The following is a 17,598-nucleotide window of genomic DNA, read 5'->3' as shown; positions in this document are numbered from 1 at the left end:
CCGATCTCTCGTCAGCGGGAGGCGAATTCTACAGCGTTACACGCTGCTGTCAACACCTCTTTTTTCTCCGCTTTCGATCGAGAGGATCGAAACGTCAAAAGAGCCAAACATCACCACTCTTTCAACTCCTTCCAGGCGTCGATGACCTGAAGCAAGCCGCTGTCGAAAACTGCGTAACTCATTGAGTTTCAAGGAGTTTTCCGTTTCGACTGCGCCGGAAGTGGGGCGAATTATAGGCCTCCAGAATCTGCCGTCAACCCCTATTTTCATAAATCTGTCACATCGGTCAAAAAAGCCCGAAAACAAGAAGGCCGACCTTAAAAGGTCGGCCTTCTTTGCACTGCCCTTCTACTTACAAACTAGGGAATGCGAACTGCGAAGCTTCATGACTCGCACGCTGTGGCCAGCGCTGGGTGATCGCCTTGCGACGGGTGTAGAAGCGCACGCCATCCGGACCATAGGCATGCAGGTCGCCGAACAGCGAACGCTTCCAGCCACCGAAGCTGTGGTAAGCCACTGGCACCGGCAATGGAACGTTGACGCCTACCATGCCAACTTCGATCTCGTCGCAGAACAGACGCGCCGCTTCACCGTCGCGGGTGAAGATGCAGGTGCCGTTGCCGTATTCGTGGTCGTTGATCAGTTGCATTGCCTCTTCCAGGCTGTTCACCCGAACGACGCACAACACCGGCCCGAAGATCTCTTCTTTATAGATACGCATCTCAGGGGTGACGTTGTCGAACAGGCAGCCACCCAGGAAGAAGCCTTCTTCATGACCGGCAACGCTCAGACCACGACCGTCGACCACCAGGGTCGCGCCCGCCGCCACGCCGTCTTCGACATAACCGCTGACCTTGTCGCGGGCCTGACCGGTAACCAGCGGCCCCATGTCCAGACCGCAAGAAGTACCGGCGCCGATTTTCAGCGCCTTGATCTGTGGAACCAGTTTGGCCACCAGTGCGTCCGCTACCTGATCGCCCACACACACGGCCACCGAGATCGCCATGCAGCGCTCGCCGCAGGAACCGTAAGCCGCGCCCATCAGTGCGCTGACGGCGTTGTCCAGATCCGCATCCGGCATCAGTACTGCGTGGTTCTTCGCACCGCCCAGAGCCTGCACGCGTTTGCCACGCTTGGTGCCTTCGGAATAGATGTATTCAGCAATCGGCGTCGAACCCACGAAGCTCAGCGCTTTGACTTCCGGCGCTTCGATCAGCGCGTCCACCGCAGTCTTGTCGCCGTGCACCACGCTCAGCACGCCTTTCGGCAGGCCGGCTTCCAGCAGCAGTTGAGCGATCAGCAGGGTCGAGCTCGGATCACGCTCGGACGGCTTGAGGATGAAACAGTTACCGCAGACGATCGCCAGCGGATACATCCACAGCGGCACCATCGCCGGGAAGTTGAACGGGGTGATACCGGCCACCACACCCAACGGCTGGAAATCGGACCAGGCATCGATGTTCGGACCGACGTTACGGCTGTACTCGCCCTTGAGGATTTCCGGCGCTGCGCAGGCGAACTCGACGTTCTCGATACCACGCTTCAGTTCACCGGCAGCATCTTCCAGGGTCTTGCCGTGCTCTTCACTGATCAATTGCGAGATGCGCGCTTCGTTCTGCTCCAGCAGTTGCTTGAAACGGAACATCACCTGGGCACGTTTGGCCGGTGGCGTGTTGCGCCACGCCGGGAACGCAGCCTTGGCGGCATCGATGGCGTGCTGGATGGTTTCGCGGGTCGCCAGCGGCAGCTTGTGGATCGCCTGGCCAGTGGACGGGTTGAACACATCGACTGCGCGACCGTTCTCGGTCACCAGTTCGCCATTGATCAAATGCGGGATAACGCTCATCGAAAACTCCTGAATTCTTGTCCACGGGCACCCGCCATGGAGTGCCCGTTTTTGTAGGTATATATAGAAGGAAAAATCAGTCGAGCTTGTTCAGCACTTCGCCAACCGCGTCGAACAGACGATCGAGGTCTTGCGGCTTGCTGTTGAAGGTTGGGCCGAACTGCAGGGTGTCGCCGCCGAAGCGCACGTAGAACCCGGCTTTCCACAACGCCATGCCGGCTTCGAATGGACGCACGATAGCGTCGCCGTCACGCCCCGCGATCTGGATCGCACCAGCCAGGCCGTAGTTACGAATGTCGATGACGTTCTTCGCGCCTTTCAGGCCGTGCAGGGCATTTTCGAAATGCGGTGCAACTTCAGCCACGCTCTGCACCAGGTTTTCCTTTTGCAGCAGGTCGAGTGCCGCCAGGCCAGCGGCGCAAGCCACCGGGTGCGCCGAGTAGGTGTAGCCGTGCGGGAACTCCACCGCGTACTCCGGGGTCGGCTGGTTCATGAAGGTCTGGTAGATCTCGGAGCTGGCAATCACCGCGCCCATAGGGATCGCGCCGTTGGTGACTTGCTTGGCGATGCACATCAGGTCCGGGGTCACGCCAAAGGTGTCGGCACCGAACATGTTGCCGGTACGGCCGAAACCGGTGATCACTTCGTCGAACACCAGCAGGATGTTGTGCTGGTCGCAGATTTCACGCAGACGCTTGAGGTAGCCCTGTGGCGGAACCAGCACGCCAGCCGAACCGGCCAGAGGCTCAACGAACACCGCAGCAATGTTCGAAGCATCGTGCAGTTCGATCAGCTTCAGCAATTCATCGGCCAGCGCGATACCGCCCTGCTCCGGCATGCCACGGGAGAAGGCATTGCTCGCCAGCAACGTGTGCGGCAAGTGATCGACATCCATCATCGCCTGACCGAACAGCTTGCGGTTACCGTTGACGCCGCCGAGGCTGGTACCGGCGATGTTCACACCGTGGTAGCCACGGGCGCGGCCGATCATTTTGGTCTTGGTCGACTGGCCTTTCAGGCGCCAGTAGGCGCGGACCATTTTCACCGCGGTATCGGCGCACTCGGAACCGGAGTCAGTGAAGAACACGTGATTCAGGTTGCCCGGAGTCAGCTCGGTGATTTTCTCGGCCAGCTGGAACGACAGCGGGTGACCGTACTGGAAGCCCGGCGAGTAATCGAGGGTGCCCAACTGCTTGGCCACCGCTTCCTGGATTTCCTTGCGGGTATGCCCGGCGCCGCAGGTCCACAGACCGGACAGCGAGTCGTACACCTTGCGGCCCTTGTCATCGATCAGCCAGCTGCCTTCGGCACCGACGATCAGACGCGGGTCGCGCTGGAAGTTGCGGTTGGCGGTGTACGGCATCCAGTGCGCGTCCAGCTTCAGTTGGCTGGCCAGTGGCGACGACGCGTTTTCAGGCATGTTCATCGGGCAAAACCTCGCAGGGCAATAAGCTTCAGGGAGATAGAAAGCGTTGTTGCAGCTAAATTGCCACGGGGATAAAGTCGGTGAAATCCAACTTTTCTAACCTTCAGTTAGAACCCTGCTAAACAATGAGAACAACAGCATGAGCAGCCGCCGCCCCGATCCACTGGCCCAGGTCAGTGACTTTGACATTCGCCTGCTACGGATTTTTCGCAGTGTGGTCGAGTGCGGCGGCTTCTCCGCAGCGGAAACCGTGCTCGGCATCGGTCGCTCGGCGATCAGCCAGCAAATGAGCGATCTCGAACAACGCCTGGGCCTGCGTCTGTGCCAGCGCGGGCGCGCCGGTTTCTCCCTGACCGAAGAGGGTCGCGAGGTCTATCAATCGGCGTTGCAGCTTCTAAGTGCGCTGGAAAGTTTCCGTACCGAGGTCAACGGCCTGCACCAGCACTTGCGCGGCGAGCTGATCATCGGCCTGACCGACAACCTCGTCACCCTGCCCCACATGCGCATCACCCACGCACTAGCGCAGTTGAAGGAGCGCGGGCCGGACGTGCAGATCCAGATCCGCATGATCGCTCCAAATGAAGTCGAACAAGGCGTGCTCGACGGCCGCCTGCATGTCGGCGTGGTGCCGCAGGCCAGTGCGTTGTCGGGACTGGAATATCAGCCGTTGTACAGCGAACGCTCGCTGCTTTATTGCGCGGTTGGCCATCCGTTGTTTTATGTCGATGACAAGCAACTGGACGACGAACGCCTGAACAGCCAGGACGCCATCGCCCCGACCTTCCGTTTGCCGGTAGAGATCCAGGCGCATTATCAGGCGCTCAATTGCACGGCCAGCGCTTCCGACCGCGAGGGCATGGCGTTCCTGATTCTGACCGGGCGTTACATCGGTTATCTGCCGGATCATTACGCCAGCCTCTGGGTGCAACAGGGGCGGTTGCGCGCGCTCAAGGCCAACACCCGCTTCTATGACTTGAGCCTGGCCTCGGTCACCCGCAAAGGCCGGCGTCCGCATCTGGTGCTGGAAAGTTTTCTCGAAAGCCTGGCCGCCACTCGCTGACGACCGGGGTTTTATTCGCCCGGGGCTTGTCGCAGGCCGATGGTTGCGCTATCAACGCAACTGGTTGCACCCCACAGACAAACCCGGAAGTGCCTATGACCTTTGAAGTCCCCGCTCACGGCGGCAAACCTGCCAGCCGCATTCGTCAGAAGAACGAAGAGACCATCATCAAAGCCGCCGAAGACGAGTTCGCCCGTCACGGGTTCAAAGGCACCAGCATGAACACCATCGCCACCAAGGCCGGGTTGCCCAAGGCGAATCTGCATTACTACTTCACCAACAAGCTGGGTCTGTACGTGGCGGTGCTGAGCAACATCCTCGAGTTGTGGGACAGCACCTTCAACACCCTGACCGCCGAAGACGATCCGGCCGAAGCCCTGACTCGCTACATCCGCGCAAAAATGGAGTTTTCCCGCCGTCAGCCGCAAGCGTCGCGAATCTTTGCGATGGAAGTGATCAGTGGCGGCGAATGCCTGACCGAGTATTTCAACCAGGACTACCGCGCCTGGTTCCAGGGCCGGGCCGCGGTGTTCCAGGCGTGGATCGATGCCGGCAAGATGGACCCGGTGGATCCGGTGCACCTGATTTTCCTGTTATGGGGCAGTACGCAGCATTACGCCGACTTCGCCACACAGATCTGCCGAGTGACCGGTCGCAGCAAATTGACCAAACAGGACATGGACGACGCCGGCACCAATCTGATCCGCATCATCCTCAAAGGCTGCGGCCTCACTTCTTCTCTATAAGTCGTTTTATGCCATTCACCCTCAGCGGCTTCTGCGAATTTCGCGAAGAGATTCGCAAAAGCCGTTTCATCACCTTCGCCGCACCGATCGGCAGCCCTGCCGAGGCGCAAGCTTTCATCGAGCAGCACGGCGACTTGAACGCCTCGCACAATTGCTGGGCGTGGAAACTCGGTGATCAGTACCGCAGCAATGACGACGGCGAACCCGGCGGCACTGCCGGACGGCCGATTCTCGCTGCCATCGAAGCGCAGGATTGCGATCAGGTCGCGGTGCTGGTGATCCGCTGGTACGGCGGCATTCAACTGGGCACCGGCGGATTGGCCCGGGCCTATGGCGGCGGCGCAAACAAATGTCTGCAAGCGGCGGCGAAAATCGAATTGATCAGCCGTGTGCCACTGAGTTGCGCCTGCGGGTTTGCCGAACTGGCGCTGGTGAAGTTGCGGGTGGCGGATCTCGGCGGTCTGGTGGTGGAGGAAAACTTCACCGCCAACGGCGTCGAATTACAGTTGGCAGTGGGGGAAGCGCAGATCCCGTTGCTGCAAAACCAACTGGCCGATCTCAGCCGTGGACGTATCCTGCTCCAGCGCTGAGCACCTGCAATATTTCGGGGCACGACACGATTCGCTTATTCCACAGAGTTGCCCACATCAGCTGTGCACCCGACTGTGGATAACCTGAGCACACACCGCTGTAACCCTTCTGTCACGTGGCTTTGCGCGTTTTGTTCACTTTTCGCCCAAACCACGTGAAAAAAGTTTAATTCCAAGCAAAAACAATCAGTTAGATCTGTTTATCGCCATTGGGAGATAGCACCGATGCGCTTATGCCAAGGTTTTCCGATTGCGCACAAATACTGTGGAGCAACCTGTGGATAACCCGTTCATGACTCCCTTAGCCGCAGGTGCTGCTTGACTCCGGCGGGATTGCTCGTTTTTTAACCAGAATTTCACGAGCAAAACTGGAGCCTGATCAAAGGCTTTGCGCTTAATTGGTGCCGCGAATCGGAGCAGTTTTGCCTTCGTGGCTCTACGAGAAGGATCGCCGGGCAAACGCTTGAAGGGTTCCTGACTCAATGGCCAGGAAATTGCTTTATCCACAGGCACAACTCCAAGCGACCCGAGCCTGTCATGCCAAATCCCACGTCCACCCCGCGCCTGCAACTGCGCCGGATCAGCAAACGTTATCCCGGTTGCCTCGCCAATGACGCCATCGACCTGAGCATCGCCCCCGGTGAAATCCACGCGCTGCTCGGTGAAAACGGTGCAGGCAAAAGCACCTTGATGAAGATCATCTACGGCGTCACCCAGGCCGATTCGGGCGAGGTGCTGTGGCAGGGTCAACCGGTGAGCATGCGCAACCCGGCCCAGGCCCGGCAGTTGGGTATCGGCATGGTGTTCCAGCATTTCTCGCTGTTCGAGACTTTGAGCGTGGCGCAGAACATTGCATTGGCGATGGGTGCAGCGGCCGGTTCGCCGAAACAGCTTGAGGCGAAAATCCGTGAAGTGTCGCGCCGATATGGCATGGCGCTGGAACCCCAGCGACTTGTCCACAGCCTGTCGATCGGCGAGCGGCAACGGGTCGAGATCGTTCGTTGCCTGATGCAGGACATTCGCCTGCTGATTCTCGATGAGCCGACCTCGGTGCTCACGCCGCAGGAAGCCGACGAGTTGTTCATCACCCTGCGCCGGCTCGCGGCCGAGGGCTGCAGCATTCTGTTCATCAGCCACAAACTTGGTGAGGTGCGCGCCTTGTGTCACAGCGCCACGGTATTGCGTGGTGGTCGGGTGGCCGGGCATTGCGTACCGGCCGACTGCACCGACAGGCAACTGGCGCAATTGATGGTGGGCGACGCCGCGACATTGATCGGCGAGTTCACAAAAGTCACTGGTGGCGCAGCGTTTTTGCAGGTCAGTGGATTGAACTGGCGCAACCCGGATCCGTTCGGCTGCTCTCTGAACAACATCGACCTGCAGGTGCGCAGCGGTGAAATCGTCGGCATCGCCGGCGTGGCGGGCAACGGTCAGGACGAGTTACTCGCATTGCTTAGCGGCGAGCAGACACTGCCCCGCGAATCAGCGGCAACCATCCGTTTCCGAGAACACGCTGTCGCCGATCGGCGCCCGGATGCGCGACGCAAGCTCGGCCTGGCGTTCGTCCCCGCCGAACGCCTGGGGCATGGCGCGGTACCGGACATGAGCCTGGCGGACAACGCCCTGCTCACCGCCTTTCAACAAGGCCTGGTCAGCCACGGCTTGATCGAGCGCGGCAAGGTCGAAACCCTCGCCCAAACGATCATCCAGCGCTTCGGCGTGAAAACCCCGGACACCCAGACCGCCGCCCGCAGCCTGTCCGGCGGCAACCTGCAGAAATTCATCCTCGGCCGGGAAATCCTCCAGCAGCCAAAATTGCTGATCGCCGCGCACCCGACCTGGGGCGTGGATGTCGGCGCGGCGGCCACCATCCACCGCGCGCTGATTGCCCTGCGCGATGCCGGGGCGGCGATTCTGGTGATTTCCGAAGACCTCGACGAACTGTTCCAGATCAGCGACCGCCTCGGCGCTCTGTGCGGCGGGCGCCTGTCGGCGTTGCAGGACACGGCGCAAACCCGCCTCAGCGACGTCGGCGGCTGGATGGCCGGCCAGTTCGCCCCCCCTCAATCACAACCGGCCACGGTTTAACGGAGTTTTCCCATGTTGCTTTCCCTCGAACCCCGTGGCCGGCAGTCGCGCCTGATGCTGTGGTGCTCGCCGCTGTTGGCGGCGGTGCTGACCCTCGGTTGTGGCTCGCTGCTGTTCATCGCCCTCGGTCATGATCCGCTGCAAACCTTGCACACCTTGCTGATCGCGCCGGTCAGCGACTTGTATGGCGTCTCCGAATTATTGGTCAAGGCGTTGCCGATCCTGCTCTGTGCCCTCGGTCTGGCGGTGGCCTATCAGGCGCGGATCTGGAACATCGGCGCCGAAGGCCAGTTGCTTCTCGGTGCGTTGGCCGGCAGTGCGCTGGCGGTGAACATCATCGATATGCAGAGCCGTTGGGCCTTGGTGCTGATCCTGCTCACCGGCACGTTCGCCGGCGCCGCGTGGGCCGGGCTAACCGCCTGGTTGCGCACGCGCTTCAACGCCAACGAAATCCTCACCAGTATCATGCTCAATTACATTGCGCTGAACCTGCTGCTGTTCTGCGTCCACGGACCGTTGAAGGACCCGGCCGGGTACAACTTTCCCGAGTCGGCGATGTTCGGCGACGCCAGCCGTTTGCCGCTGTTGATGGAGGATGGCCGGGTTCATGCCGGGGTGTATTTCGCCCTGCTCGCGCTGGTGGCGGTGTGGGTGGTGTTGCAGAAAAGCTTCGTCGGTTTCCAGATCAAGGTGCTCGGGCTCGATAAGCGCGCGGCGGGATTTGCCGGTTTCCGCGAGAAGCGTCTGATCTGGCTCGCACTGTTGATCAGCGGTGGATTGGCCGGGCTGGCCGGTGTCTGCGAAGTCACCGGGCCGATCGGCCAACTGGTGCCGCAAGTCTCGCCGGGCTACGGCTATGCGGCGATCACCGTGGCATTTCTCGGGCGGCTCAATCCCATCGGCATTCTGTTTTCCAGCCTGTTGATGGCGCTGCTGTACATCGGTGGCGAGAGCGCGCAGATGACGCTGAATCTGCCGCAGGCGATCACTCAGTTGTTTCAGGGAATGATGCTGTTTTTCCTGCTGGCCTGTGACGTGCTGATCCTTTACCGACCCCGCCTGAACCTGCGCTGGGTGCGGCGCACTTCTACCACCGCCGTAACCGCCGGAGCGCTGTGATGGATATCGATCTGCTGAGCAATGTTTTCTACGCCATGGTGCGTTGCGGTACGCCACTGCTGCTGGTGGCGCTGGGTGAACTGATCTGCGAAAAGAGCGGCGTGCTCAACCTCGGGCAAGAAGGGATGATGCTGTTTGGTGCGGTGATCGGTTTCATCGTCGCGTTCAACAGCGGCAACCTGTGGCTCGGCGTGGTGTTGGCGATGCTTGCCGGGATGCTGTTGTCGTCGCTGTTTGCCCTGGTGGCGCTGGTGTTCAACGCCAATCAGGTGGCGACCGGGCTGGCGCTGACGATTTTTGGCGTGGGCCTGTCGACCTTTGTCGGCGCAGCGTGGGTCGGCAAACCGCTGGCGGGATTCGAGCCGCTGGCGATTCCATACTTGAGTGAAATCCCGCTGATCGGCCGCATGCTGTTTGCCCAGGATCTGCTGGTGTACCTGTCGTTCTCGCTGTTTGCGCTGGTGGCGTGGGTGATCGTGAAAAGCCGTGTCGGGCTGATCATTCAAGCGGTCGGCGAGAATCCTGATGCGGCGAGTGCCATGGGCCTGCCGGTGCTGACCGTGCGCACACTGGCGGTTTTGTTCGGCGGCGCGATGGCCGGACTGGCCGGGGCTTATCTGTCGCTGGCGTACACGCCGATGTGGGCAGAAAACATGACCGCCGGACGCGGCTGGATCGCGCTGGCGCTGGTGGTGTTCGCCAGTTGGCGGGTGTGGCGGCTTTTGCTCGGGGCGTATCTGTTCGGACTCGCCAGCATCCTGCACCTGGTGGCGCAGGGGTTGGGGCTGGCGATTCCTTCAAGCCTGCTGGCGATGCTGCCGTACGTCGCGACGATTCTGGTGCTGGTGTTGTTGTCGCGGGATGCAGTTCGGACTCGGCTGTACGCGCCGGTATCACTGGGACAGCCGTGGCAGGCCGGACATTAAGCCGTGACGGCCCGCGACAGCGACCGAACAGGCAACGCCTGAGCAATGCCCCACGCCACTTCGAGAACCAGGAAACCCACCACCAACGAACTGGCGCCGTGGGCCAGGGCATACGTCATCCACGCCGCGAACAGAAATCGCGTCACCGCGTCATAGCGCCCATAAACCGGCTGCGGATCACGAATCCGCAGCACCGACCACATGCACACCACCGAACCGAACAGATTCGCCATCAACAGATGCGCAGGTTCGAACGCCGGCAACTCACCGGGCAATTCCAGCGCCTGACTCAACGCCGTCAACAACCCATGCAACACAGCAAAACTCCATGGCGTGACAAACGCCACTGTCACGATCAAGTCATACCAGGCACTGCCGCGCACCAACTGTCGATACTGCGTTGAAGTCCACATCGTCCTTGCTCCGAAAATTCAGGGAGCAACCACGGTAAAGCCTGGAGTATGCTCCAGGGTCAAACACTTTCGAGATGTCCTTGATGCGCATCGGTGAGTTGGCCCAGACCTGCGATGTCAGCCGTGACACGCTGCGTTTCTACGAGGAGCGCGGATTGATTGCGGCGCAACGCAGCGCCAACGGTTATCGCGACTATCCGCCGGAGATGGTGCAACTGGTGCTGTACATCAAGACGGCGCAGCGTCTGGGCTTTACTCTCGGCGAGATCGGCAGCAGCGTTGGCGCGCTGTGGCAATCGCCAGACCCGGACACTGCCGTCACGCAATTGCTGCAAGACAAGCTCAAGCTGATCGAAACCCGCATGGCCGAACTCGGCGAGCTGCGCCACGAGTTGCAGCAACGGCTCGGTCAACGCTGTCCACTGAACCCGTGATCTTTCAACTTTCAAGGAAGCCCGTCATGTCCGCACTTAATCCTGCCAAGCACGCACTGATCATCGGCGCCTCCCGGGGCCTGGGCCTGGGGCTGGTGAAAACCCTGCTGGCCGACGGCTGGCGAGTCACCGCCACGGTTCGCAACCCTTCGAACGCCGAGGCGCTGAAAGCACTGGGCAACGTGCAAGTCGAAAAACTCGACATGGACGACCAGCAAGCCGTGATCGCCCTGAGCCAGCAACTCAAGGGCGAGACCTTCGACCTGCTGTTCGTCAATGCCGGGGTCAAAGGCCCTGACGTGCAGACCCCGGGCGGCGCGACGCTGGCGGAAGTCGGTCAGTTGTTCTTCACCAACGCCGTGGCGCCGATCAACCTGGCCCAGCGTTTCGTCGGGCAGATTCGCGACGGCAGCGGCGTGCTGGCATTCATGAGTTCGGTGCTCGGCAGCGTGACCATGCCCGATGCGCCGGAACTGGCGCTGTACAAGGCCAGCAAAGCGGCGCTGAACTCGATGACCAACAGCTTCGTCACTCAGTTGGGCGATCAGAAACTCACGGTGCTGTCGCTGCATCCGGGCTGGGTGAAAACTGACATGGGCGGCGAAGGCGCCGACATTGACGTCGACACCAGTACACGCGGTCTGGTGGATCAGGTGGACGCGTATGCCGGCAAGGGCGGACATCACTTCGTGAACTACAAGGGTGAAACCATTCCCTGGTAAACACTGGACCCTGTGGGGGCTCGCTCCTACAGGGTTATCCCGGTGTCTGGTCGGGTTGGACTTGCCCGTCGCAACATTTTGTTCGAAACTCCGCACCTCGTCCTTCGCGGCGACCCTGGATCAGCAGACAGGGCAACACTGAGCTGGCAACCCTGAACCCAACTTTCAGAGGAGCCGGCCACAATGCCTGCGACCCGTATCTGGTTAAAAAATCCCCTCGCCATTTTCACGGCCAACGGTCTCGACGCCCGTGGCGGTCTGGTGCTGCAAGACGGTGTGATCACCGAAGTGCTCGGCGCCGGCCAGCAACCGTCGACCCCATGCAATGAAGTGTTCGACGCCCGTGAACACGTGATCCTGCCGGGCCTGATCAACACCCATCACCACTTCTATCAAACCCTGACCCGCGCCTGGGCGCCGGTGGTCAATCAGCCGTTGTTTCCGTGGCTGAAAACCCTGTACCCAGTGTGGGCGCGCCTGACGCCTGAAAAACTCGCCCTCGCCACCAAAGTAGCGCTGGCCGAGTTGCTGTTGTCGGGTTGCACCACCGCCGCCGACCACCATTACCTGTTCCCGGACGGCCTGGAAAACGCCATCGACGTGCAAGTCGAAACCGTGCGCGAACTGGGCATGCGCGCCATGCTCACCCGTGGTTCGATGAGCCTCGGCGAGAAGGATGGCGGCCTGCCTCCGCAGCAGACCGTGCAGGAAGGCCAGGTGATTCTCGACGACAGCCAGCGGCTTATTCACGAGTACCACGAACGTGGTGACGGCGCGCAAATCCAGATCGCTCTGGCGCCGTGCTCGCCGTTCTCGGTGACCCCGGAAATCATGTCCGCCAGCGCCGAGCTGGCAAACAAACTCGATGTGCGCCTGCACACTCACCTCGCGGAAACCCTCGACGAAGAGGATTTCTGCCTGCAACGCTTCGGCCTGCGCACTGTGGATTATCTGGACAGCGTCGGCTGGCTCGGCCCGCGCACGTGGCTGGCCCACGGCATCCATTTCAACCCCGACGAAATCGCCCGCCTCGGCGCGGCCGGCACCGGTATCTGTCATTGCCCGAGCTCGAACATGCGTCTGGCCTCCGGTATCTGCCCGAGCATCGACCTGACCGATGCCGGCGCACTGTTCGGTCTCGGTGTGGATGGCTCGGCGTCCAACGATGCGTCGAACATGATCCTGGAAGCGCGTCAGGCCCTGTACATCCAGCGCCTGCGTTATGGCGCCGAGAAGATCACCCCGGAACGTGTGCTGGGCTGGGCTACCAAGGGTTCGGCGAGCCTGCTGGGCCGCACCGACATCGGCGAGCTGGCGGTCGGCAAGCAGGCGGATCTGGCGTTGTTCAAGCTGGATGAACTGCGCTTCTCCGGCAGTCATGATCCGATCTCGGCGTTGCTGTTGTGCGGCGCGGATCGCGCGGATCGAGTGATGGTCGGCGGCAAGTGGCGCGTGATTGACGGACAGGTTGAAGGGCTGGATCTCAAAGGCCTGATTGCCGATCACAGCCAGGCGGCTCGGCAGTTGATCGCCGGCACCTGATCCCCCTTCTGATCGTTCCCACGTCGAGGCACTGATCATTCCCACGCTCCGCGTGGGAATGCATACCGGGACGCTCTGCGTCCCAGCGTTGGACGCGGAGCGTCCATTGCGGCATTCCCACGCAGAGCGTGGGAACGATCTGTCGGTGCTGGTCGCTCTCAAAGTCCGAGCAGCGACAACATGATGAACGTCGCAAACAGCACAAAGTGGGTCATGCCCTCGATGGCATTGGTCTCGCCGTCATTGAGATTGATCGCGCTGACGATCAGCGTGATGAAGATCATCACGGTCTGCACCGGGGTCATCGCCATCTGAAACGGCTGACCGGTGTAGAGCGCCATCGCTTCCATCACCGGCACCGTCAGGATCACCGTCGATAACGACGCGCCCATCGCAATGTTGACCACCGACTGCATACGGTTGGCCAACGCTGCGCGCAACGCGGTCAAAATCTCCGGTGCCGCCGAGATCGCCGCCACCAGAATCGCCGTGATCACCGGCGGTGCGCCCGTCCCTTCCAGACCCAGATCGAGGGTCTTGGACATCACTTCGGCCAGCGCGCCGATCACCACCACACCAAACACCAGAATGCCGATCGACAAGGCCAGGCTCACCGGTTTCGGCTCCTGCTCCTCCGGCTCTTTCTTGCGGCGTTTATCCGGGTAGCTGTAGCTGAAAAAGTAGCTGTGCGGGCCGACCTGCATGCGCAGGAACAACGTATAAAGCACCACCATCGCGCCGATGGTGAACGCCGAATAGATTTTCCAGTCGGCCTCGGGAATGAACTCCGGCACCACCATCGACACGCCCATGGCGGTGAGAATCATCACGCTGTAACTGCGGGCCGAATCGTCGTTGTAGGACTGCTCGCCATGCTTGATCCCGCCCATCAATGCGGCGAGACCGAGGATGCCGTTGATGTCGAGCATCACCGCCGAATAGATCGTGTCGCGCACCAGGGTCGGCGAGGCTTCGTTGCTCATCATGATCGCCAGGATCACCACTTCCACCAGCACGGCGGCTAGGGTCAGGATCATCGTGCCGTAAGGATCGCCGACCTTTTCCGCGAGCAGTTCGGCCTGATGGGCGACGCGCATCGAGGCGGCGACGATGAACGCGATCAACACCAGCCCGCCGGTCAGGGCGACGACCTGGCCGCTGTGCAGCAACCAGTGCTCCAGCGGATACGCCACGAGAGCGGCGATCAGGGCCAGCAGCAGAAAGCTTTCTTGCTTGAGGATCGTGAGCATGGCGGGCCTTCGGGTGCTGAGGTCGAATGAGCTACTGACTGCGGGGCGGCGCTAATGGTTCGTTACACCTTAGCGCACCAGTGGATGGCAGCTTTATCTACGCCTGCACTTTTATTGGCCTTTGCGGCCTCTTCGCAAGCAAGCCCGCTCCCACATGGGAACGCGATCCTCTGTGGGAGCGAGCTTGCTCGCGAAGGCCTCGCCGCGATTTCGAATCGATTTGTTGTCCGCTTGGTCAGTCTTTTGCATTGCCCTCCCCACACACAACAAAAGGGAGTTCGCGTTCATGCAAAAACGTCCACTGCAAACACTGCTGTGCATCGCCATGGGCCTCGGCCTCAGCCTGAGCGCCAGTGCCGCCGATCCACTGAAAGTCGGTTTCGTCTACATCGGCCCCATCGGCGACCACGGCTGGACGTATCAGCATGAACAGGGGCGCAAGGCGCTGGCGGAAAAATTCGGTTCGCAGATCACCACCAACTACGTGGAAAACGTCGCCGAAGGCGCCGATGCCGAGCGGGTGATCCGCAACATGGCCAAGGACAACTACGACCTGATCTTCACCACCTCCTTCGGCTACATGAACCCGACGGTGAAAGTCGCCAAACAGTTTCCCAAGGTGACCTTCGAACACGCCACAGGCTACAAGCAGGACAAGAACCTCGGCACCTATCTCGCGCGTACGTATGAGGGCCGTTACGTCGGCGGTTTCCTCGCGGCGAAGATGACCAAGACCAAGAAGATCGGCTACGTCGCCTCGTTCCCGATCCCGGAAGTGATCCGCGACATCAACGCCATCCAGCTGGCCCTGAACAAGTACAACCCCGGCACTGAAATCAAAGTGGTGTGGGTCAACTCGTGGTTCGATCCGGGCAAGGAAGCCGACGCCGCCAACGCGCTGATCGACCAGGGCGTGGATGTGGTGTTCCAGCACACCGACAGCCCAGCGCCGATCCAGGCCGCCGAACGACGTGGCGTGTATGCCGTGGGCTACGCTTCGGACATGGCGCACTTCGGGCCAAAAGCGGTGCTGACTTCGATCGTCAACGACTGGGCGCCGCACTACATTCAGGCGACCCAGAGCGTGATAGACCACAACTGGAAATCCCAGGACTACTGGGGCGGGTTGAAGGAGGGCACGGTCGAACTGCCGATCAGCGATCTGGTGCCGGCGCCGGTGAAGGCCGAAGCCGAGCAGATCATCGCCGACATCAAGAGCGGCGCCCTGCAACCGTTCACAGGGCCGATCAAGGATCAGGCCGGGGTCGAAAAAATCCCGGCGGGCGTGAGCGCGACCAACGTGGAGCTGGCGTCGATGAATTACTACGTCGAAGGCATGAAGGCCGAGATGCCGAAGTAATCCACCTGACGCCGACCCGACCCTGATCGTTCCCACGCGGAGCGTGGGAATGATCATTAAAGAGCATTCGAAATGAACCAACTCCCGATCATCGACATCTCGCCGCTTTACTCCAACGACCGGATCGCCTGGCCCGCCGTCGCCGAACAGATCGACCACGCCTGCCGCGAATGGGGTTTCTTCTACATCAAGGGGCATCCGATTTCAGCGCAGCGCATCGACGCCCTGCTCGACCACGCCCGGCACTTCTTCGCATTGCCGGCAGCGGAAAAGCTCAAGATCGACATCACCCAGACCACCCATCACCGTGGCTACGGCGCCATCGCCACCGAACAACTCGACCCGGACAAACCCAGCGATCTGAAGGAAACCTTCGACATGGGCCTGCACCTGTCGGTCGATCATCCCGATGTGCTGGCAGAGAAACCCTTGCGCGGCCCCAACCGTCATCCGGCCATTCCCGGCTGGGAAACGCTGATGGAGCAGCACTACCTCGACATGCAGGCCCTCGCGCAAACCCTGCTGCGAGCCATGACCCTGGCGCTGGGCATCGAGCGCGACTTCTTCGACACACGCTTCAACGAGCCGGTCAGCGTACTGCGGATGATCCATTATCCGCCGCGCCACACCGCCAGTTCCGCCGAGCAGCAAGGTGCCGGCGCGCACACCGATTACGGCTGCATCACTCTGCTGTATCAGGACGCCGCTGGCGGCTTGCAGGTGAAAAACGTCAAAGGTCAATGGATCGACGCACCGCCCATCGACGGCACGTTTGTGGTCAACCTCGGCGACATGATGGCGCGCTGGAGCAACGACCGTTATCGCTCGACCCCGCACCGGGTAATCAGCCCGTTGGGCGTTGATCGCTATTCGATGCCGTTCTTCGCCGAACCGCATCCGGACACCCGTATCGAATGCCTGCCCGGTTGCAAGGATGCACAACATCCAGCGAAATATCCGACCACCACCTGCGCCGAATTCCTGCTGTCGCGCTTCGCCGATACCTACGCCTATCGACGAGAGCAGGAAGCGGTGTGATGGATCGGTTGGTCAGGTTTTGCCAATTGTTTCGGCGGGCATCTGTAGAATGCCCGCCATTGCACCTGATGAGATTCCAATAATGTACGACTGGCTGAACGCCCTGCCCAAGGCCGAACTGCACCTGCACCTCGAAGGCTCGCTGGAGCCCGAGCTGCTGTTCGCTCTGGCCGAACGCAACAAGATCGCCCTGCCGTGGAGCGACGTCGAGACCCTGCGCAGGGCTTACGCCTTCAACAACCTGCAGGAATTCCTCGACCTGTATTACCAGGGTGCCGACGTGCTGCGCACCTCCCAGGATTTCTACGACCTGACCTGGGCCTACCTGCTGCGCTGCAAAGAACAGAACGTGATCCACACCGAACCGTTCTTCGACCCGCAGACCCACACCGACCGTGGCATTCCGTTCGAAGTGGTGCTCAACGGCATCGCCGCCGCGCTGAAGGATGGCGAGCAGCAACTGGGCATCACCAGCGGTTTGATCCTGAGCTTCCTGCGCCACCTGAGTGAAGACGAAGCGCAGAAAACCCTCGACCAGGCGCTGCCGTTCCGTGATGCATTCGTGGCAGTAGGACTGGACAGCTCCGAGATGGGTCACCCGCCGAGCAAGTTCCAGCGCGTGTTCGACCGTGCCCGTCACGAAGGCTTCCTGACCGTTGCTCACGCCGGCGAAGAAGGCCCACCGGAATACATCTGGGAAGCCATCGACCTGCTGAAAATCCAGCGTATCGACCATGGCGTGCGCGCCATCGAAGACGAGCGCCTGATGCAGCGGATCATCGACGAGCAGATCCCGCTGACCGTGTGCCCGCTGTCGAACACCAAACTCTGCGTGTTCGATCACATGTCGCAGCACAACATTCTCGACATGCTCGAACGCGGCGTGAAGGTCACGGTGAACTCCGATGACCCGGCGTACTTCGGGGGTTATGTCACCGAGAACTTCCATGCGCTGCACACGCACCTGGGCATGACTCAGGATCAGGCCAAACGCCTGGCGCAGAACAGCCTGGATGCGCGGTTGGTAAAACCGTAACA

Annotated in this window: 16 protein-coding genes; 12 read left to right on the top strand and 4 right to left on the bottom strand. The window is 60.8% G+C overall.

Annotated elements, in window-relative coordinates:
* Positions 1 to 352: 352 nt before the first annotated feature.
* Both AC07VV_RS18635 and aptA read right to left on the bottom strand, forming a co-directional pair.
* A complete protein-coding gene (locus tag AC07VV_RS18635; protein ID WP_102688491.1) occupies positions 353 to 1,846 on the bottom strand; it encodes a CoA-acylating methylmalonate-semialdehyde dehydrogenase in 1,494 nt (497 codons plus the stop codon).
* A gap of 76 nt (positions 1,847 to 1,922) precedes the next feature.
* Entirely contained in the window at positions 1,923 to 3,272 is a 1,350-nt protein-coding gene (aptA, locus tag AC07VV_RS18630) for an omega-aminotransferase AptA (RefSeq protein WP_493071183.1), read from the bottom strand.
* A 139-nt stretch (positions 3,273 to 3,411) separates the two neighbouring features.
* Here aptA and AC07VV_RS18625 point away from each other — a divergent pair, with 139 nt between their 5' ends.
* From AC07VV_RS18625 to AC07VV_RS18600, 6 genes are all read left to right on the top strand, one after another.
* A complete protein-coding gene (locus AC07VV_RS18625) occupies positions 3,412 to 4,332 on the top strand; it encodes a LysR family transcriptional regulator (protein ID WP_495037062.1) in 921 nt (306 codons plus the stop codon).
* A gap of 95 nt (positions 4,333 to 4,427) precedes the next feature.
* On the top strand, positions 4,428 to 5,078 hold the full coding sequence (locus AC07VV_RS18620) for a TetR/AcrR family transcriptional regulator (RefSeq protein WP_495037061.1): 651 nt from the start codon (positions 4,428 to 4,430) through the stop codon (positions 5,076 to 5,078).
* An 8-nt stretch (positions 5,079 to 5,086) separates the two neighbouring features.
* Complete coding sequence (locus tag AC07VV_RS18615; RefSeq protein ID WP_495037060.1) at positions 5,087 to 5,668, top strand: IMPACT family protein; 582 nt, start codon at positions 5,087 to 5,089, stop codon at positions 5,666 to 5,668.
* Positions 5,669 to 6,205: 537 nt separating this feature from the next.
* Positions 6,206 to 7,756 carry an ABC transporter ATP-binding protein gene (locus tag AC07VV_RS18610; RefSeq protein ID WP_495037059.1) on the top strand — a complete coding sequence of 517 codons (1,551 nt, stop codon included), beginning with the start codon at positions 6,206 to 6,208 and terminating at the stop codon, positions 7,754 to 7,756.
* 12 nt (positions 7,757 to 7,768) lie between these two features.
* The gene (locus AC07VV_RS18605; RefSeq protein WP_495037058.1) at positions 7,769 to 8,875 is read left to right on the top strand and encodes an ABC transporter permease; all 1,107 of its coding nucleotides are present in this window, start codon (positions 7,769 to 7,771) and stop codon (positions 8,873 to 8,875) included.
* Positions 8,875 to 9,801, top strand: a complete 927-nt coding sequence (locus tag AC07VV_RS18600; RefSeq protein WP_495037057.1) for an ABC transporter permease — start codon at positions 8,875 to 8,877, stop codon at positions 9,799 to 9,801. The genes AC07VV_RS18605 and AC07VV_RS18600 overlap by 1 nt, the downstream gene beginning before the upstream one ends.
* Here the strand turns inward: AC07VV_RS18600 and AC07VV_RS18595 are convergent.
* A complete protein-coding gene (locus tag AC07VV_RS18595; protein WP_096819686.1) occupies positions 9,798 to 10,214 on the bottom strand; it encodes a hypothetical protein in 417 nt (138 codons plus the stop codon). The two genes, AC07VV_RS18600 and AC07VV_RS18595, sit on opposite strands and share 4 nt — an antisense overlap.
* Before the next feature lie 83 nt (positions 10,215 to 10,297).
* Between AC07VV_RS18595 and AC07VV_RS18590 the strand changes: the two genes are divergently transcribed.
* From AC07VV_RS18590 to AC07VV_RS18580, 3 genes are all read left to right on the top strand, one after another.
* A complete protein-coding gene (locus AC07VV_RS18590) occupies positions 10,298 to 10,648 on the top strand; it encodes a MerR family transcriptional regulator (protein WP_495037067.1) in 351 nt (116 codons plus the stop codon).
* A gap of 26 nt (positions 10,649 to 10,674) precedes the next feature.
* On the top strand, positions 10,675 to 11,370 hold the full coding sequence (locus AC07VV_RS18585; protein ID WP_495037056.1) for an SDR family oxidoreductase: 696 nt from the start codon (positions 10,675 to 10,677) through the stop codon (positions 11,368 to 11,370).
* Between the two features lie 183 nt (positions 11,371 to 11,553).
* Positions 11,554 to 12,912: an 8-oxoguanine deaminase gene (locus AC07VV_RS18580; protein ID WP_495037055.1), complete on the top strand. Its 1,359-nt coding sequence runs from the start codon at positions 11,554 to 11,556 to the stop codon at positions 12,910 to 12,912.
* Positions 12,913 to 13,070: 158 nt separating this feature from the next.
* Here the strand turns inward: AC07VV_RS18580 and AC07VV_RS18575 are convergent, their stop codons facing one another.
* Positions 13,071 to 14,162, bottom strand: a complete 1,092-nt coding sequence (locus tag AC07VV_RS18575; RefSeq protein WP_495037054.1) for a calcium:cation antiporter — start codon at positions 14,160 to 14,162, stop codon at positions 13,071 to 13,073.
* A 286-nt stretch (positions 14,163 to 14,448) separates the two neighbouring features.
* Between AC07VV_RS18575 and AC07VV_RS18570 the strand changes: the two genes are divergently transcribed.
* From AC07VV_RS18570 to AC07VV_RS18560, 3 genes are all read left to right on the top strand, one after another.
* Positions 14,449 to 15,522 carry a BMP family ABC transporter substrate-binding protein gene (locus tag AC07VV_RS18570; RefSeq protein ID WP_495037053.1) on the top strand — a complete coding sequence of 358 codons (1,074 nt, stop codon included), beginning with the start codon at positions 14,449 to 14,451 and terminating at the stop codon, positions 15,520 to 15,522.
* A 72-nt stretch (positions 15,523 to 15,594) separates the two neighbouring features.
* Positions 15,595 to 16,560, top strand: a complete 966-nt coding sequence (locus AC07VV_RS18565) for a 2-oxoglutarate and iron-dependent oxygenase domain-containing protein (protein ID WP_495037052.1) — start codon at positions 15,595 to 15,597, stop codon at positions 16,558 to 16,560.
* Positions 16,561 to 16,642: 82 nt separating this feature from the next.
* Entirely contained in the window at positions 16,643 to 17,596 is a 954-nt protein-coding gene (locus AC07VV_RS18560) for an adenosine deaminase (protein WP_495037051.1), read from the top strand.
* Positions 17,597 to 17,598 lie beyond the last annotated feature (2 nt).

The sequence above is a fragment of the Pseudomonas sp. GW821-FHT02C04 genome (assembly GCF_059421845.1).
The sequence above is the reverse complement of the archived record's forward strand: the minus strand, read 5'-3'. Positions and strand labels throughout refer to the sequence as shown.

What these genes read in the sequence shown, in the direction of transcription:
- AC07VV_RS18635 (WP_102688491.1), bottom strand. Translation starts at nt 1,846, where the DNA reads ATGAGCGTTATCCCGCATTTGATCAATGGCGAACTGGTGACCGAGAAC.
- aptA (WP_493071183.1), bottom strand. Translation starts at nt 3,272, where the DNA reads ATGAACATGCCTGAAAACGCGTCGTCGCCACTGGCCAGCCAACTGAAG.
- AC07VV_RS18625 (WP_495037062.1), top strand. Translation starts at nt 3,412, where the DNA reads ATGAGCAGCCGCCGCCCCGATCCACTGGCCCAGGTCAGTGACTTTGAC.
- AC07VV_RS18620 (WP_495037061.1), top strand. Translation starts at nt 4,428, where the DNA reads ATGACCTTTGAAGTCCCCGCTCACGGCGGCAAACCTGCCAGCCGCATT.
- AC07VV_RS18615 (WP_495037060.1), top strand. Translation starts at nt 5,087, where the DNA reads ATGCCATTCACCCTCAGCGGCTTCTGCGAATTTCGCGAAGAGATTCGC.
- AC07VV_RS18610 (WP_495037059.1), top strand. Translation starts at nt 6,206, where the DNA reads ATGCCAAATCCCACGTCCACCCCGCGCCTGCAACTGCGCCGGATCAGC.
- AC07VV_RS18605 (WP_495037058.1), top strand. Translation starts at nt 7,769, where the DNA reads ATGTTGCTTTCCCTCGAACCCCGTGGCCGGCAGTCGCGCCTGATGCTG.
- AC07VV_RS18600 (WP_495037057.1), top strand. Translation starts at nt 8,875, where the DNA reads ATGGATATCGATCTGCTGAGCAATGTTTTCTACGCCATGGTGCGTTGC.
- AC07VV_RS18595 (WP_096819686.1), bottom strand. Translation starts at nt 10,214, where the DNA reads ATGTGGACTTCAACGCAGTATCGACAGTTGGTGCGCGGCAGTGCCTGG.
- AC07VV_RS18590 (WP_495037067.1), top strand. Translation starts at nt 10,298, where the DNA reads ATGCGCATCGGTGAGTTGGCCCAGACCTGCGATGTCAGCCGTGACACG.
- AC07VV_RS18585 (WP_495037056.1), top strand. Translation starts at nt 10,675, where the DNA reads ATGTCCGCACTTAATCCTGCCAAGCACGCACTGATCATCGGCGCCTCC.
- AC07VV_RS18580 (WP_495037055.1), top strand. Translation starts at nt 11,554, where the DNA reads ATGCCTGCGACCCGTATCTGGTTAAAAAATCCCCTCGCCATTTTCACG.
- AC07VV_RS18575 (WP_495037054.1), bottom strand. Translation starts at nt 14,162, where the DNA reads ATGCTCACGATCCTCAAGCAAGAAAGCTTTCTGCTGCTGGCCCTGATC.
- AC07VV_RS18570 (WP_495037053.1), top strand. Translation starts at nt 14,449, where the DNA reads ATGCAAAAACGTCCACTGCAAACACTGCTGTGCATCGCCATGGGCCTC.
- AC07VV_RS18565 (WP_495037052.1), top strand. Translation starts at nt 15,595, where the DNA reads ATGAACCAACTCCCGATCATCGACATCTCGCCGCTTTACTCCAACGAC.
- AC07VV_RS18560 (WP_495037051.1), top strand. Translation starts at nt 16,643, where the DNA reads ATGTACGACTGGCTGAACGCCCTGCCCAAGGCCGAACTGCACCTGCAC.